Origin of the sequence: Rhodococcus wratislaviensis (genome assembly GCF_041228765.1) — a bacterium.
GTDB classification, from domain to species: Bacteria; Actinomycetota; Actinomycetes; order Mycobacteriales; family Mycobacteriaceae; genus Rhodococcus_F; species Rhodococcus_F wratislaviensis.
Genome location: NZ_CP150488.1, coordinates 5,147,777 through 5,163,575 on the forward strand (window position 1 = coordinate 5,147,777; position 15,799 = coordinate 5,163,575).

Annotated in this window: 14 protein-coding genes; 3 read left to right on the plus strand and 11 right to left on the minus strand. The window is 69.7% G+C overall.

Features of this window, described 5'->3' with window-relative positions; genetic code table 11:
• Positions 1-145: 145 nt before the first annotated feature.
• Both WKC72_RS23760 and WKC72_RS23765 read left to right on the plus strand, forming a co-directional pair.
• Positions 146-2,842: an aminotransferase class I/II-fold pyridoxal phosphate-dependent enzyme gene (locus WKC72_RS23760; RefSeq protein WP_370184478.1), complete on the plus strand. Its 2,697-nt coding sequence runs from the start codon at positions 146-148 to the stop codon at positions 2,840-2,842.
• 4 nt (positions 2,843-2,846) lie between these two features.
• Positions 2,847-3,584 carry a thioesterase II family protein gene (locus WKC72_RS23765; RefSeq protein ID WP_370179643.1) on the plus strand — a complete coding sequence of 246 codons (738 nt, stop codon included), beginning with the start codon at positions 2,847-2,849 and terminating at the stop codon, positions 3,582-3,584.
• Here the strand turns inward: WKC72_RS23765 and WKC72_RS23770 are convergent.
• Genes WKC72_RS23770 through WKC72_RS23780 form a run of 3 tightly spaced genes read right to left on the minus strand, consistent with a single transcriptional unit; the run spans position 3,565 to position 6,047 of the window.
• Positions 3,565-4,767: an SPFH domain-containing protein gene (locus WKC72_RS23770; protein WP_370179644.1), complete on the minus strand. Its 1,203-nt coding sequence runs from the start codon at positions 4,765-4,767 to the stop codon at positions 3,565-3,567. The two genes, WKC72_RS23765 and WKC72_RS23770, sit on opposite strands and share 20 nt — an antisense overlap.
• Complete coding sequence (locus tag WKC72_RS23775) at positions 4,768-5,199, minus strand: NfeD family protein (RefSeq protein WP_005241863.1); 432 nt, start codon at positions 5,197-5,199, stop codon at positions 4,768-4,770.
• 8 nt (positions 5,200-5,207) lie between these two features.
• Positions 5,208-6,047, minus strand: a complete 840-nt coding sequence (locus WKC72_RS23780; protein WP_037237847.1) for a DUF3097 domain-containing protein — start codon at positions 6,045-6,047, stop codon at positions 5,208-5,210.
• Between the two features lie 67 nt (positions 6,048-6,114).
• Between WKC72_RS23780 and WKC72_RS23785 the strand changes: the two genes are divergently transcribed.
• Positions 6,115-6,924, plus strand: coding sequence for a hypothetical protein (locus tag WKC72_RS23785; RefSeq protein WP_112300776.1), 810 nt, complete (start codon positions 6,115-6,117; stop codon positions 6,922-6,924).
• Here the strand turns inward: WKC72_RS23785 and WKC72_RS23790 are convergent.
• The 8 genes from WKC72_RS23790 to WKC72_RS23825 form a co-directional block, all read right to left on the minus strand.
• A complete protein-coding gene (locus WKC72_RS23790) occupies positions 6,890-7,999 on the minus strand; it encodes a ferrochelatase (protein WP_268790567.1) in 1,110 nt (369 codons plus the stop codon). The two genes, WKC72_RS23785 and WKC72_RS23790, sit on opposite strands and share 35 nt — an antisense overlap.
• A gap of 41 nt (positions 8,000-8,040) precedes the next feature.
• Complete coding sequence (inhA, locus tag WKC72_RS23795) at positions 8,041-8,838, minus strand: NADH-dependent enoyl-ACP reductase InhA (RefSeq protein ID WP_005241845.1); 798 nt, start codon at positions 8,836-8,838, stop codon at positions 8,041-8,043.
• 47 nt (positions 8,839-8,885) lie between these two features.
• Positions 8,886-9,635, minus strand: coding sequence for a 3-oxoacyl-ACP reductase FabG1 (gene fabG1 / locus WKC72_RS23800; protein WP_005241843.1), 750 nt, complete (start codon positions 9,633-9,635; stop codon positions 8,886-8,888).
• Positions 9,636-9,698: 63 nt separating this feature from the next.
• Positions 9,699-10,679, minus strand: coding sequence for a VWA domain-containing protein (locus WKC72_RS23805; protein WP_009480477.1), 981 nt, complete (start codon positions 10,677-10,679; stop codon positions 9,699-9,701).
• Positions 10,676-11,650 carry a DUF58 domain-containing protein gene (locus tag WKC72_RS23810; RefSeq protein ID WP_268790568.1) on the minus strand — a complete coding sequence of 325 codons (975 nt, stop codon included), beginning with the start codon at positions 11,648-11,650 and terminating at the stop codon, positions 10,676-10,678. Before WKC72_RS23810 ends, WKC72_RS23805 begins: the two co-directional genes overlap by 4 nt.
• Entirely contained in the window at positions 11,647-12,822 is a 1,176-nt protein-coding gene (locus WKC72_RS23815) for a MoxR family ATPase (RefSeq protein ID WP_037237754.1), read from the minus strand. Before WKC72_RS23815 ends, WKC72_RS23810 begins: the two co-directional genes overlap by 4 nt.
• A 204-nt stretch (positions 12,823-13,026) precedes the next feature.
• Positions 13,027-14,517, minus strand: coding sequence for an NlpC/P60 family protein (locus WKC72_RS23820; protein WP_174233836.1), 1,491 nt, complete (start codon positions 14,515-14,517; stop codon positions 13,027-13,029).
• A gap of 381 nt (positions 14,518-14,898) precedes the next feature.
• Entirely contained in the window at positions 14,899-15,504 is a 606-nt protein-coding gene (locus WKC72_RS23825; protein WP_037237760.1) for a DUF6676 family protein, read from the minus strand.
• Positions 15,505-15,799: the final 295 nt, after the last annotated feature.

The following is a 15,799-nucleotide window of genomic DNA, read 5'->3' on the forward strand; positions in this document are numbered from 1 at the left end:
GCTCACCGTGCACGACCGGGACGAGGCCGTCGCGGCGCTGCGCGCGGTCGCGGACGACGAAGACCTGCTCGCGTCGCTGTCCGGCGCGACCCGCCCCGTGAGCATCGGCTGGTTCTTCACCGGTCAGGGCGCGCAGTACCCGCGAATGTCCCGCGCACTGCACGAGCACCACGGCGGCTACCGGCGCGCACTGTCCGACGTGGACGAGCGGATGACGCCGCATCTGGGCCGATCGGTGCGGGAGATGCTGTTCGATGCCGGCGACGACATCCACCGGACCGAGTTCGCGCAGCCCGCCCTGTTCGCGGTCGAATACGCGCTCGCCCGGACGCTCGGCGAGCTGGGTATCGAACCGGCGTGGATGGTCGGTCACAGCGTCGGCGAGTACGCCGCCGCGGCGCACGCCGGCGTGTTCGATCTGGACGACGCGTGCCGGCTCATCGTCGCGCGGGGCCGGCTCATGCAGCAACTGCCCGCGGGCGGGACGATGCTCGCGGTCCGGGCCACCCCGGACGAGGTCGCCGACCTGCTCGCCGGCGAACCCGCGGCCGCGCTGGCGGCGGTGAACGGGCCGCGGGACGTGGTGCTGTCGGGGGCGGCCGACGCACTCGAACGCCTCGCCGCCGCACTGACCGTGGCCGGACTCCGCGTCCGCCGGCTCACCGTCTCGCATGCCTTCCACTCCCCCGCCATGGCGCCGATGCAGGACGCGTTCGCGGAGGTCGCCGCCGACTGCACGTACCGGCGGCCCGAGATCCCGATCTTCTCCACCACACGCGGCCGGTTGCTCGACGTCGACGAGCCGATGGACGCGGCCTACTGGACCGACCACATCACGGCGACCGTGCGGTTCGCGGACGCCACCGCGGCCGCCCTGACCTGCGATCCGACCCACCTGATCGAGGTGGGCCCCGCACGAATCCTGTTGCCGCTCACAGCCCGAGCCCAGCCCGATTCGCCCGCGCGGCACCTGGCACCGTGCCCCGGTCCGGCCGCGACCGGGGCCGAACTCCCCGACACCGTCGCCGCCCTGTACCGGGACGGACTGAACCCCGCGTGGGATGCGGTGTACGAGCCGGGCTCACGGGTCCGGCTGCGGCTCAGCGGATACGAGTTCGCCACCACCGCCCGCTTCTGGACACCCGAGGACGCATCCGCGGCCGCGCCGACCCCCGCACCCGTCCACACACCCGACCCCGAGGACACCACCATGGACCAGCTGATCGCGCTCTTCCGGGAACAGGCCGCCGTTCTCGCCGCTGCCGCCAACGGCGCACCCGCGGTTACCCTCCCCGCGCCGGCGCCGGCGCCGGACTCCGGGCCGGGTCCCGCGACAGCGGTCGGCGACGTCGCGAGCAGGGTGCGCACGGAAGTCGCCCGGGTCAGCGGATTCCCCGCGGCCGCACTGAAGTCGACGCAGACGATCGTCGGCGACCTCGGATTCGACTCGATCATGATCACCGACCTGTTCGGCGGGGTGAGCCGCGCATTCCCCGGGCTCGTCGTCGAACCGAACTGGTTCTTACCGAACCGCACACTCGGCGAAGTGATCGAGCACGTGACCGCGTCCCGCGCACCCGGGTCGCGCCGCACCGTGACGGCTGTCCCGGAACCGGAACAGACCGTGGCACCCGAGTTCCGCATCGCGGAGTTCCCGGAGGTTCAGGCGCTCGCCGCACGGCTGACCTCCGCCGAGGGGCTCGGGGTCACCAACCCGTACTTCCTCGTCAACGACGGCGTCACCCGGGACACGTCGACGATCGGGGGCGCGGAGGTCGTCAACTTCTCCAGCTACAACTACCTCGGCATGTCCGGGCACCCCGCCGTCGTCTCGGCCGTGCAGGACGCGGTCGCCCGCTACGGCAGTTCCTGCTCGGCCAGCCGGCTGCTGTCCGGGGAGAAACCGGTACACCGGGAACTCGAAGCCGAACTGGCCGGGCTGCTCGGCACCGAGGACGCGATCGCCCTCGTCAGCGGACACGCCACCAATGTCACGGTCATCGGTCATCTCCTCGGGGAGGGCGACCTGATCATCCACGACAGCCTCGCGCACGACAGCATCCTGCAGGGCTGCGCACTGTCCGGCGCCACCCGGCGTCCCTTCCCGCACAACGACCACGTCGCGCTGGACGCGCTCCTCACCGCGATCCGCTCGCAGTACCGGCGGGTGCTGATCGTCATCGAGGGCGTCTACAGCCAGGACGGCGACATCCCCGACCTGCCCGCGATGATCGCGGTGAAGAAGAAGCATCAGGCGCTGATGATGGTCGACGAGGCGCACAGCATCGGGGTGCTCGGCGCCACCGGCGGGGGCATCGGCGAGCACTTCGACGTCGACCGCGACGACGTGGAGCTGTGGTCCGGCACGATGTCGAAGGCCCTGGCCGGCTGCGGCGGCTACGTCGCGGGCAGCGCCGAGCTCATCCGCTTCCTGAAGTACACGACGCCCGGCTTCGTCTACAGCGTCGGGATGACGCCGATGAATGCCGCGGCGTCCCTGGCCGCGATCCGCCAGATGCGCGCCGAACCCGAGGCACTGGACCGGTTGCGGCGCAACTCCCGGCTCTTCCTGCAGCTCGCCACGGACGCCGGAATCGACACCGGGGACTCGAAGGACACCCCGGTCATCCCGTGCATCGTCGGGGATTCACTCCGCACCCTCGCCCTGTCCAACGCACTGCTCCGGCGCGGCATCAACGTGAACCCCATCCTCTACCCGGCCGTGCCGGAAGACCTCGCGCGGCTGCGCTTCTTCGTCACCTCGTGTCACTCCGAGGACCAGATCCGGTCCACGGTGGCAGCTCTCGCCGACGAACTCGCCACGCTCGTCGCGGCCGCGTAGCGCCGTGCCCGGCCCCCTCCGGCTGTTCTGCTTCCCCCACGCCGGCGGCGGACCCTCGACGTACCGGCACTGGCACCGCGCCCTGAGCCCGCACGTGTCGGTGTGGCCCGTGCAACTGCCCGGGCGGGAGAGCCGTGCCGGCGAGGCCGGATTCACCGACGTCGAGTCCCTCGTCACCGCACTCGAGTCCGAGCTCGCCGAACCGCTCGCGCAGCCGCACGTCTTCTTCGGGCACAGCATGGGCGCGCTGGTGGCGTACCGGCTCGCGTGCCGGAGGCGCGCGGCCGGGCACCCGCTCCCGCGGGCGCTGCTGCTCTCCGCGTACTCGGCGCCGCACCTACCCTCGCCGCTGCCGCCGGTCGACGACCTGGACGACCCGGCCCTGATCGAGTTGCTGCGCGCCACGGGCGGGCTGCCCGCCGACCTCCCGGCCCGGCCGTCGTGGCGGGACCGCTGCCTCCCCGCGCTGCGGGACGATCTCCGGCTCTGCACCGGTTACTGCGATCCCGCAGACCCGCCGCTGCCCTGTCCGGTACATGTGCTCGGCGCGGACGCCGATCCGCTGGTCGGCGAGCGGGATCTGCAGGCCTGGGATCGGCACACCACGCAGCTGCGCGAGGTGCACATCATGCCGGGCGATCACTTCTACCTCGAGCACACACCCGAACAGCTCTTCCGTGTGCTCCGGCCGGTGCTGCGCCGGTACGCCGCGTCGGAGTCGGTCAGTGACCCGGCGGGGTGACCGGCGGCGGCAGCTGCCCCGGCGCGCCCCCCGGATCCAGCGGCGCATGCTCGTCGGCGCCACCGGTCTGCGCGAGCGGTCCCGGCCCGTCGACCGGACGACGTGCCTCGACCTCCGCGGCGCGGACGGCCTGCGCGATCGCCGGGTCGGACTTGGTCTCGAACCAGTCGGCGACCTCCGCCGAATCGTCCTCGGGCTTGGGCAGATCCTCCTCCGCGCTCGACGGCTCGTACCGGAACACCCCGTCCTGCCCCTGCGCGCCGAGCGTCTTCGCGAACCCCTTGAGGGCGTCACCGAAGTCGCTGGGCACCAGCCACACCTTGTTCGCATCGCCCTGCGCCATCTGCGGCAACGTCTGCAGATACTGGTAGGCGAGGAGTTCGGGGGTGGGCTTGCCGGATTTGATTGCGGCGAACACCTTTTCGATCGCCTTCGCCTGTCCCTGCGCCTGCAGGTACTTCGCGGCCCGGTCACCCTGCGCCCGCAGGATGCGGGACTGCCGCTCACCCTCCGCGGTGAGGATCGACGCCTGCTTCGCGCCCTCCGCGGCGAGGATGCGGGACTGCTTGTCGCCCTCCGCCGTCTTGATCGCCGACTCCCGGTGACCCTCGGCGGTGAGAATGGTGGCCCGCTTCTCGCGGTCCGCCTTCATCTGCTTCTCCATCGACTCCTGGATCGACGGCGGCGGATCGATGCTCTTGAGCTCGACCCGGGCGACGCGCAGACCCCACCGTCCGGTGGCCTCGTCCAGAACGCCACGCAACTGCCCGTTGATGGAGTCACGGGACGTCAGTGTCTCCTCCAACGTCATCCCGCCGACGACGTTGCGCAGCGTGGTGGTGGTCAACTGCTCGACACCGACGATGTAGTTGCTGATCTCGTACACCGCGGCCTGCGGGTTGGTGACCTGGAAGTACACCACGGTGTCGATGTTCAGCGTCAGGTTGTCCTGGGTGATCACCGGCTGCGGCGGGAACGACACCACCCGTTCACGCAGGTCCACCTTGGCCCGGATGCGGTCCGCGAAGGGGATCAGGAACGTCAACTGGCCCGACACGGTCCGCGCATACCGGCCGAGTCGCTCGATCACCGCGGCCTCTGCCTGCGGCACCAGGGCCACCGATTTGGCCACCACCAGCGCGACGAACAACACGAGCACGATCAACACGATGAGCGCTGCCATCTACGGTCCCCTCCATACGACGGCGGTCGCGCCGTCAATTTGCATTACCGTCACGGTCGTTCCCGGTGGATACACTTCCGTGCTGTCGAGCGGGCGTGCCGTCCAGACGTCGCCGCCGAGCTTGATCTGCCCCGCGTGTTCGGCGACCTCCTCGAGCACCAGGGCCTGCTTGCCGGTCAGCGCCTCGATCCCCGTCGGGGTCGGCGGCGGGGTCTCGAACTTACGCAACAACACCGGCCGCACCCCGAGGATCAGGGCGAGGGACAGCACCCCGAAGATCACCGCGTCGACCCAGACCGGGAAGTCGGTGATCGCGGTGACCCCGGCCGTGGCCAGCGCACCGCCCGCCAGCATGAGGAGGAAGAAGTCCCCCGTCAACGCTTCCGCGGCGGCGAGCAGCACCCCCGCTACCAGCCAAATCAATGCAGCCACAACACCATCTAACCAGAATCTGCAGAACCGACGGTGACGAAGTCGACCAGCTGTTCGACCGCGCCGATCAGCGGCGCCTCGAGGTCCCGGAACGTGTCGACGGCCGAGTAGACGCGGCGCCAACCGTCGCGCGGTGTCCCCCACCCCAATTCGCGGCACACCCCGGTCTTCCAGTCCTCACCGCGCGGGATCTTCGGCCACGCCTCGATCCCCACCGCCGACGGGCGGACCGCCTCCCACACGTCGATGAACGGGTGCCCGGTCACGAGCACGTTCGGCCCGAGCCCCTGGGTCAGCTGGGTCTCCTTCGACCCGGTGACGAGGTGATCGACGAGGACGCCGACGCGCCGTCCGGGACCGGGCCGGAACTCGGCGAGCCGCTCCCCGAGATTGTCGAGACCCTCGAGGTGCTCGACGACGACACCTTCGACGCGCAGGTCGTGCCCCCACACCCGTTCCACGAGGGCGGCGTCGTGCACGCCCTCCACCCAGATCCGGCTCGCCAGCGCCGTCCGCGCCCGCAACCCCTCCACTTTGGTGGATCCCGACGCCGATCGGGTGGTCACCGGACCGGCGGGCTTGGCCGCCGGGCGGACCAGGGTGACCGGTTTCCCGTCGATCAGGAACGCCGCCTCCCGCATAGCGAACAACCGGGTGCGCCGCGCCCCGTCCTCGAGCCGGACGAAATCGCCGTCGTAGGTGCGCTCGAACCCCACCACCGCCCCGCAGAACCCGGTGCCCGCGTCCTCGACCACCAGGTCCCGCTCGGCCGGGACGGTGGGCGTCACGGGCTTCCTCGCGCGTGGGTGTCCGGAAAAGATGTCGCCGTATCTGTCGCCTCCGCTCACGGGCGCTGACGCTATGCGAGCGGCGCCGTTACGCACACTCCGCCACGCCGACATATGCTCGTTTATCGTGACTTCACCCAGCGCCACTCTCACCGTGTGGGCCAGTTCCTGGCTCGCCGGGAACAGTGCACCCGACGACGTCATCGACGCCCTCCACGCGTGGGCGCCGATGCATCTCGCCTGCGCGGAGGATCCCGTGACGGCGGGGCGCACCGGGCTGCCGTGGCCCGACCCCCAGGACGCCGGGGTGACCGCGCTGCTCCAGACGATGCGCCGCGCCGTCTCGCAACCCGAGACGGAGATCCGGCTGGTCCTGCCCGGGCCGGGGGACGTGCGCGGGCTTCCCGCGGGCACCGAGTTCGCGTCCGCCGCGATCAGCGCGGGCGAGGGTGTGCTCGTCGGACCGCCCGGCCGGTCCGGAACGGGGCTCGTCCCGCACGTCGAGGGTCCCGACGTGCTGCGCTGGACGGTGTCGACGATCGAGCGGCTCCCCCTCGACGCCCACCACACCGGACTGGGCGAGGCCGAGTTCACGATGCGGCAGGCAGTCCGCGACGCGGCGGCCGCGCTGGAGGCGCTGCACATGCTCGATTCCGGATTCGGCGCCGACCCGCGGGCGCTGATCGCCGATGCGCTGGCGCAGTCCGCGCGGCACCGGTATCCGACGACGATCCCCCCGCGGGCGCTGCGGATCCTGGACTCGGCCGATCAGGTGGCCGCGATCCTCACGGTCGCCGAGCAGATGGCGCCCGCGCGCACCGTGTCCGCGTCGGGTGCGGCCACCCTGGAGGACCTGCTGCGGCCCCTGCGTTCGGCGGTGCGCTCGGCGCGCACCGCCGCCGTCAATGCGTGTGCGCGGGACGGCCTGACGGCCTGACCACGGCCTTGCAGCAGTCGATCGCGCAGGACTGTCCGTCGCGGGCCGAACCGAGCAGCGGCTCGGACCCGAGTCGCTCGGCGGGCGTGCCGGCCAGCTGCTCCGTCACCAGAGCGACGACCAGTTCCGCGAAGCGCCGATCCGTTCCGGGGGTGGCCGCACGCACGAAGTCGATGCCGAGTTCAGCCGCCTTGTCCCGGGCCTCGGTGTCGAGATCCCACACCACCTCGAGGTGATCGGACACGAATCCCACCGGGCACACGATCACCGCACCGACACCGCGGCCGGCGAGGACGTCCAGGTGGTCGCAGATGTCCGGCTCGAGCCACGGCACCTGGGGTGGCCCGGACCGGGACTGCCACACCAGGTCGAAATCGTCGAAGCCGGCGGCGCGGGCGGTGAGCCGGGCCGCCTCGGCCACCTGCCGGCTGTAGAGACGACCGCCTTCTGCCGGCGGTCCCGCGTTGACGTCCGCGGACACCGGCACGGAATGCGCGGTGAACACCAGCCGTGCGTCGGCCCGCCGCTCGGCGGGAAGCTGTGCCGCGGCCTCGCGGACGGCGTCGGCGAATGCCCCGATCAGCAGCGGGTGGTCGTAGTATTGCCGCAGCTTCAGCAGGTGCGGTGCCCCGTCCCCCGCCGCGGCCCGCGCCCGCGCGACGTCCTCGTGGTACTGCCTGCAGCCCGAGTACCCGCCCCACGCCGACGTCGGGAACACGAGGGCGGACCGCACCCCGTCCGCACCCATCCGGGCGACGGTGTCCTCGACCATCGGATGCCAGTTCCGGTTACCGAAATAGACGGGCAAATCCATTCCGGCGCTTGCCAATTCGGTTTCGACGCGGGAGATGATGTCGCGATTGAGGGCGTTGATCGGCGACACGCCCCCGAAATGCAGGTAGTGCTCGGCGACCGCATCCAGCCGTTCGGGTGGCACCCCCCGGCCCCGGGTGACGTTCTCCAGGAACGGGCGCACGTCGGCGGGCTGCTCCGGACCCCCGAACGACAACACGAGAAGTGCATCGAATTGGGAACCGGAACCGTCCGTCGAATTCGCAGCGATCATGATCCCCATCTTCCGTGGTGCCGTTCGGGGCGCACTCCCCGGGTCGTGCCCTAGCCGGCCATGGCGTGGGCGCCACCGTCGACGTAGATGATCGACGCGGTGGTGCCGGGCAGCCAGTCGGACAGCACGGTGCACACGGTCTTCGCGACCGGCTCCGGGTCGTCGACGTTCCAGCCGATGGGCGCACGCTCGTCCCACGCCGTGTTGAGTTCGTTCATCTGCTTGGCGTCGTCGGTGGCGGTACCGGCGATGGCCTTGGCGGCGAGGGTCTTGATCGGGCCCGCCGCGACGAGGTTGGAGCGGATACCGCGTTCGCCGACCTCCTTGGCGACATACCGGTTCACCGACTCGAGGGTGGCCTTGGCGACACCCATCCAGTTGTAGAACGGCACCGCGCGCGCGGGATCGAAGTCCATACCGACGATCGACGCATTGTCGTTCAGCACCGGCAGCAGCGCCTTCGACAGCGACGCGTACGAGTAGGCGGAGACCTCGAAGGCCACTCCCACATCGGACCACGGTGCGTCGAAGAACGGGCTGCCCAGGCAGGACCGCGGCGCGAACGCGATGGAGTGCACGACGCCGTCGACACCCTCGGGCGCGATCTCCCGGATGCGGTCGGCGAGGCTCGCGAGGTGCTCCGGGTTCTGCACGTCCAGTTCGAGCGCGGGCGGCACCGGCTGCGGCAGGCGCTGCGCGATGCGGTCGATCAGCCGGAGACGGTCGAATCCGGTGATGATCACCTTGGCGCCCTGTTCCTGGGCGACCTTGGCGACGTGGAACGCGATGGACGCGTCCGTGATGATGCCGGTGACGAGAATGGTCTTACCTTCGAGCAATCCGCCCATGAGGTGTCCTCCTGTGAGAAAAAGTCCGGGAAGTGGAGTGGGGAGAGCTAGTGGCCCATGCCGAGGCCGCCGTCGACGGGGATCACCGCGCCGGAGACGTAGGCGGAATCGTCGGAGGCCAGGAAGCTCACCACCGCGGCGACCTCCTCGGGCTTGCCCTGCCGCTGCAGCGGAACCGCGCCGGTGATCATGTCCTTGTACTTGTCGTCGAGGACCGCGGTCATGTCGGTGTCGATGAAGCCCGGGGCCACCACGTTCGCGGTGATCGAACGGGAACCGAGCTCACGGGTCAGCGACCGCGCGATGCCGACCACACCGGCCTTGGACGCCGCGTAGTTCACCTGGCCGGGACCACCGGCGAGACCGACCACGGACCCGAGGAACACGAACCGGCCGAACCGCGCCCGCAGCATCGACCGCGTGGCCCGCTTCGCGACGCGGAACGCGCCGGTCAGGTTGGCGTCGACGACGGAGGTGAACTGCTCCTCGGTCATCCGCATGATCAGCGTGTCGTCGGTGATGCCGGCGTTCGCGACGAGAACCTCGACGGGACCCTGGTGCGCTTCGACCTCCTTGAAGGCGCGGTCGACCGACTCGGTGTCGGTGACGTCGCACTGGACGCCGAACAGGCCGTCCGGCGCACCCGAGCCGCGGTGCGTGACCGCGACCTTGTGGCCGTCCGCCGCGAGGCGCTGCGCGACAGCGAGGCCGATCCCGCGGTTGCCGCCGGTGACGAGCACCGACCGGGGAGTGGACACCGTCCTAACTGACGCGTCAGTAGTTTGTGGGGTAGACATGGGGATCAACCTATCTGTTCAGATGTGCAGAAGTGGAAGCGCGGGGCCGCGGTGGAACGCAGATCACGGCAGCCGTTGACGCAGGACCAGCGCGAGGATCAGCCCCGCCGTGGCGGACAGGACACCCAGCACGAGCCAGGGGCGGCTGGCGTCGCCGCGGGTGGTCTCGAAACCGATCTGCTCCTCGAGGGTGTCGTAGACGTCGCGCAGTTCCTCCAGGCTCGAGGCCGTGAAGAAGCTGCCGCCGGAGAGATTCGCGATCTCCCGCAGCGACGGATCGTCGACGGGCACCGGAATGCGTTCGTCCTCGATCTCGACCTTGCCGTAGCTGGTGCCGAACGAGATCGTCGAGATGGGGACGTCCTTGTCCTTCGCCTGCCGGGCCGCGGTGAACCCGCCGCGCGGATCGTCCGGGTTCTCGGGCACCGTCTGCTTGCCGTCCGAGAGCAGCACGATGCGGGCGGGCGGCGCCTGATCACTGCCGCCGAGCACCGCGGCCAGCGTGTCGATCGACTGCAGCGAGGTGAAGATCGCCTCACCGGTGGCGGTCCGCTCGCTCAACTGCAGATTGTCGATCGCGACCTTCGACGCCTCCCGGTTGGTGGTCGGCGACACCAGCACCGACGCCGTGCCGGCGAACGCGACGAGACCGAGGTTGATGCCGGGGGTGAGCCCGTCGGCGAACGACTTCGCGGCGTCCTGCGCCGCGGCCAGCCGGGTCGGTTCCACGTCGGTCGCCTTCATCGACAACGACACGTCGATGACGAGGATCACGGTGGCCCGGTTCCGCGGAACCCGCTTGTCCTCCGTCGGACCGGCCAGCGCCACACTGAAGAACACCAGCGCCAGCACCATCAGCAGCGCCGGAATGTGCCGGGCCCGGCCCGGCCGCGACGGCGCGACCTTCTCGAGGAGAGCGAAGTTGGTGAACCGCAGGGTGTGCTTCTGCCGCTGACGCTGCACCCACACGTATCCCGCGACCAATGCCACGACGACCAGGAGGAACAGCAGCCACCACGGTGAGGTGAACTGGGAAAGGCTCACCGGCGGGACCTCTGGTTCGTCGCGGTCCCGTAACTGTGCTTCCGGGCGGACACGAACCGCACGACATCCGAGATCCAGTCCCGGTCGGTGCGCAGACTGAGCAGCGGGGCGCCGCAGCGCCGCAACGACTGCTCCACCTGCAGGCGGTGCTCGTCCGCGGCCCGCGCGAAGTCGGCGCGCAGTTGCGGTGTGGTCGTGAACTCGCGGGTCCGTCCGGACTCCGGATCGTGCAGCACTACATCCCCTATGTCGGGTAATTCCAGATCTCGCGGGTCGAGCACCTCGACACCGAGTACGTCGTGGCGTCCCGAGATCGCCCGCAGCGACCGCTCCCAGTCGATCGGTCCCAGGAAGTCACTGATGACGACGGCCAGACCGCGGCGACGCTGGGGGCGGCGCAACGACTCCACCGCACCCTGCAGGTCGCCCCGCACCCCGTCCGGGGCGTGCGGGGTGGTCGCGATCTGACGCAGCATCGCCTGCGCGTGGATGCGGCCACCGCGGGCCGGGATCCGGGTGGTCTGGGCGCCGGTCGAGACGATCGCCCCGATCCGGTTCCCGCCGCCGCTGGTCAGATGCGTGACGGCGGCGGCAGCAGCCACCGCGAGGTCCCGCTTCTCGCAGCCGGCGGTACCGAAGTCGAGGCTCGACGACAGATCGACGACGAGCCACGTCTCGAGCTCCCGGTCGGCCACCGACTGCCGGACGTGCGGGTGCGTCGTCCGTGCGGTCACCGACCAGTCCATCTGACGCACATCGTCGCCCGGCTGGTACTCGCGGGCATCACCCGGTTCGGAGCCCGGTCCCGGGATCAGGCCCAGATGGTCGCCGTGCAGCACGCCGTCGAGGCGGCGGCGGACGGTCAGTTCCAGCGTCCGCAGCGCGGCGGACAGTTTGGGATCACGGAGTTCGCCGGAGCGGAACGACGGCGGCGGGCCGGAGCTCTGCGCACCGGCGGTACGCGCACTCACCGTGGCTGGCTCATCGCCGTCGGTCCGGGCACCGACGTGGACGGGACGGGCGGTCCGTGCTGACCGGCGGGAGCCGCCGGGACCGTGGTCGGCTGTGCGGCGATCTGCGGCAGACCCACGGTCTGCAGCACGCGGGAGATGACGTCGTCCGGGCTGACCTCGTCGGCGAGGGCGTCATAGGACAGCACGAGACGGTGACGCAGCACGTCCGGGATCACCTCGAGCACGTCCTGCGGCACCACGTAGTCACGCCCGCGCAGCAACGCCAGCGCCCGCGCCGAGGAGATGATGCCCAGCGTCGCGCGCGGAGACGCGCCGTACGCGATCCAGCCGTCGACCTCGGGCAGACCGAACTCGGCCGGCGTGCGCGTGGCCGCGATGACCCGGACCACGTAGTCGACGAGCGCATGGTGCACGAAGACACCGCTCGCGACCTTCTGCAGACGGACGAGCTCCTCCGGATCGAGGACCTGGTGGGGTTCCGGCGCATCGACACCCATCCGGTAGACGATCTCGCGCTCCTCCTCCACCGTCGGGTAGTCGACGAGGATCTTGAACAGGAAGCGGTCGCGCTGCGCCTCCGGCAGCGGGTACACACCCTCGTTCTCGATCGGGTTCTGCGTCGCCATCACCAGGAACGGGTCGGGCATGTGGTACCGCTTGCCGCCGATCGACACGTGCCGCTCGGCCATCACCTCGAGCAGCGCCGACTGCACCTTCGCCGGCGCACGGTTGATCTCGTCGGCGAGCACGAAGTTCGCGACGACGGGACCGAGTTCGGTGTCGAACTCCTCGCGCCCCTGCCGGTAGATGCGCGTACCGATCAGGTCGGTGGGCACCAGGTCGGGGGTGAACTGGACACGCGAGAAGGATCCGCCGACCACCTTCGCGAACGTCTCGACGGCCAGGGTCTTCGCGACACCCGGCACACCCTCGAGCAGCACATGGCCTTTCGCGAGCAGACCGACCAGGATTCGCTCCACCAGCCGGTCCTGCCCGACGATCACGCGCTTGACCTCGTAGATCGCGCGTTCCAGCGTCTGCACGTCGGCGGCGAGACTGGGCGCGACCGTCTTCGTCGTCGCGCTCTGCGTGCCCGCATTCTGTGAGGGTGCATTCGGCGCGGGGACGTTCTGGGGGCCCGATCCGTTGGCGGCACCCCCGTTCTTCACACCTTCGGGAGCGGCCGTCGCGGGCGACTCCTTCCGGGCTGCACCCTCCGATACCGCATCATCACGTGAGGTCACCAAGAATCCACCGCTTTCACCTAGATCGTTCCGCCCGTTCACGTACTTGCTCAACTATTCCAGGTGCAAGCAACCCCCGCCGCAACCAAGCACGATCCGCACTGCGGACTACTTCATCGACATCATGGATCACGACACCATACGGACAGCGTAAGGGGTCATGCCATCCCATCGCACCGGGGAGATCTTGACGACGTCGCCCGACTGGGGAGCCTCGAGCATCTGGTCGTCGCCGAGATACAGGGCGACGTGCTGGCTCGCGTTCGGGCCCCAGAAGATCATGTCGCCGCGCTGCATCTCCTCCGACGGAATCTGCTCCCCCGCGGTGTACTGATAACCGGTGTAGTGCGGCAGGGAGATGCCGATCCCGGCGAACGCGTAGATCATCAGACCGGAGCAGTCGAAACCGACCTTGTTGAAGTCGCCGTAACTGTCGGCGACACCGCCGTCGCGGATGCCGAGGGTGGGACCGTTCTCGTCGCCGCCACCCCACGCGTACTCCACACCGATCTGGGACAGTCCCCGGTCGATGACGGTCTCGATGGCCTCGCTGCCGGTCAGGTCCTCACCGCTGGTCGACGGTTTCGACTTGGGGGTGGACTTGGGCGTGGTCGTCCCGCCGTCGGCGGAGTCCTCGTCCTCCGAGTCGTCCTCGATCGTGGTGTGCGCGCGCTGCCCCGCGGCGAGTTCGGCGGCGCGCTGTCGTGCCGCCTCGTTGGCGGCGACCCGCGCGGCAGCCTGTGTCGCGGCCTCCCGGGCCGCGGCGGCGATGGCAGCCTTCTGCGCGTCCTCGGCGCGTTTCTGCTCCTCCCACGTCGCGTACGCCTCACGTTGCCCCTGCAACCCCGCGACGTTCCCGCGGGCGGCGTCGAGCTGGGCCTGGGCGGCCGCGCGATTGCTCTCGATCTGCGCCTTCTTGGCCGCCTGGTCCTGCAGCGCCGACCGCGCGACCGCGATCGCCTGCTCCGCCAGCGACTTCTTCGACGCGGCCTGGTCGGCGGCCACGTCCGCCTGCTGCTTGGCCTCGCGTGCCGCGGAATCCTTGTTGGCCTGCGCGGTCCGTGCCCGCTGCAGACCCTCGAGCACCGCGTTCTGGCTGGTGGCCAGGAGTTTCAGAACCTGCGCGCGATCGAGGACGTCGCCGGGACCCTGGGCGCCCAGGTACGTCGAGATCGAGGAGACGTTGGTGCCCTGCGTGTAGCTCGACCGGGCGTACTTGTCGAAGTCCTTCTGCGCGAGTTCGATCTGGGCCCCGGCGTCACGCAGAGCCTGCTGCGAGGCCCCGACCACACTGGCCGCCAGATCGGCGGCGCTGCGCGCGTTCTGCAGATCGACCAGGGCCCGGTTCACGTCCTCGCGCTTGATGGCGACCTCGTTGTCGAGCTGGGCGAGCTGCTGATCCGCGGAGGCGACCTGGTTGATCAGTTCGCTGACCTGCCCGAGGCCCGCCGACACCTGGGTCTGGGCCTGCGCGATGTCGTTGTCGGACGGATTCGGCGGCGGGGGTGGTACCGCTGCGGCCAGGCCCGGTGTGCTGCCGACCAGGGCTCCGACGATGCCCAATCCGATCAGGAGGCGCGCTGCGCGAGTGTGCCCGCGGGAGAAGCTACGGTGCCCCACTCCAGCTCGTGCTTGTCGCTTCACAACTCTCTCCCTCGGTTCTGCACCGATCGCGCACACCGCGCCGTGCTCGTCGTGGGGAGAAATTTGCGGCAACCACACCTTCCCGCGCTTCGGCGACACCGACATATACCGGATCGCCGTCACTCTGGACGTCAATCACCAGCCTGCGACACTTCTTCCCCAAGAGCGCCAAATGCACCGTACGACACTTCCGGACTCTATGGAAACTTTAGTCACAAATAACACATGAGTAATTTGACCAGCGGAAATGTCCAACTGTGAATCGTCGGCGCTAATTAGGCGCATCGACGCAGGCAGCGGCCACGCTCGGGCGAATCGTGAAATTGCCGCCGAGTTATCCCGGAAATTCGGGAGGAGTCAGGGCTTCTGTCGCTCGTACGACGTGCCGGCCCCCGCGGCGCTGTCACCCTTTTCCGCGGCGCCGTCGCGAGATACGGACGCCCGGCGCGATTTCGCGAAGAACGTGGCAGCCGACGCGATGACGACGATCGCGACGATGACGGCCGTGAACAGGGCCCACGGAGGTCCCGGCTCGATGACTTCGTCGACGAAGTGATTCGCGGAGACCACCGCATCGCCGGTGTAGGTGCGGTCCTGACCCGATTCGAGCAGGACCCGGCTGATCGAATCGCTGTACGTGCCGACCCAGCTGGGGCTCAGCACCAGGACGGTGCCTCCCTCTTCCGCGCCGACCTCGGTCGCGAGGTCGCGCAGCTGCGAATCGCGGCCGGGATCCTCGTCCAGCACCACGATGCTCAGCTTGATCCCGTGGTCGGCCGCGCGATCGACCACGGCGGCGAGTTCGGTCGCCTCGTCGGACGGCGCCGACACGCCGTCGTCGGACACGTCCGCGACCACGTCGGAGACGTCGAGGTCTTCCGGAAGGTCCGTCGACAACGGGAGCGCCGAATGGACGGGGAGCATGGCACTGGCAGGAAGTGCGGTGGCGATAGGGGCAGGCATCTCTCATCCGGGTTTGCTGTAGGAACGTAAGCCTCGCGTGAACACTACGTGAGGTGTCCCCGAAGTTCCGTTCCGTCTGCGCGCTTCCCGCGTCGGGGTCGAGGAGAATCTGCGAAGGGAACACGCCCCATGCCGACCCGAATTCTCACAGGACAAGCGTACTGTTAGACTATCGGAGGTACCGCGGTAGGGGCCGATTCCGTCATCGCTAGCACTACAGCGCACACGGATCAGCCGTGCCCGCAGTGCCTGCAGCCGTCGACACAGCCCCGTCGGCGGCGACCCTCATAGACGA

Coding starts and splice junctions, on each gene's coding strand:
- inhA (WP_005241845.1), bottom strand. CDS start 8,838: ATGGGCGGATTGCTCGAAGGTAAGACCATTCTCGTCACCGGCATCATC.
- fabG1 (WP_005241843.1), bottom strand. CDS start 9,635: ATGTCTACCCCACAAACTACTGACGCGTCAGTTAGGACGGTGTCCACT.
- WKC72_RS23825 (WP_037237760.1), bottom strand. CDS start 15,504: ATGCCTGCCCCTATCGCCACCGCACTTCCTGCCAGTGCCATGCTCCCC.
- WKC72_RS23770 (WP_370179644.1), bottom strand. CDS start 4,767: ATGGCAGCGCTCATCGTGTTGATCGTGCTCGTGTTGTTCGTCGCGCTG.
- WKC72_RS23790 (WP_268790567.1), bottom strand. CDS start 7,999: ATGGGGATCATGATCGCTGCGAATTCGACGGACGGTTCCGGTTCCCAA.
- WKC72_RS23760 (WP_370184478.1), top strand. CDS start 146: ATGTCCCGCGCACTGCACGAGCACCACGGCGGCTACCGGCGCGCACTG.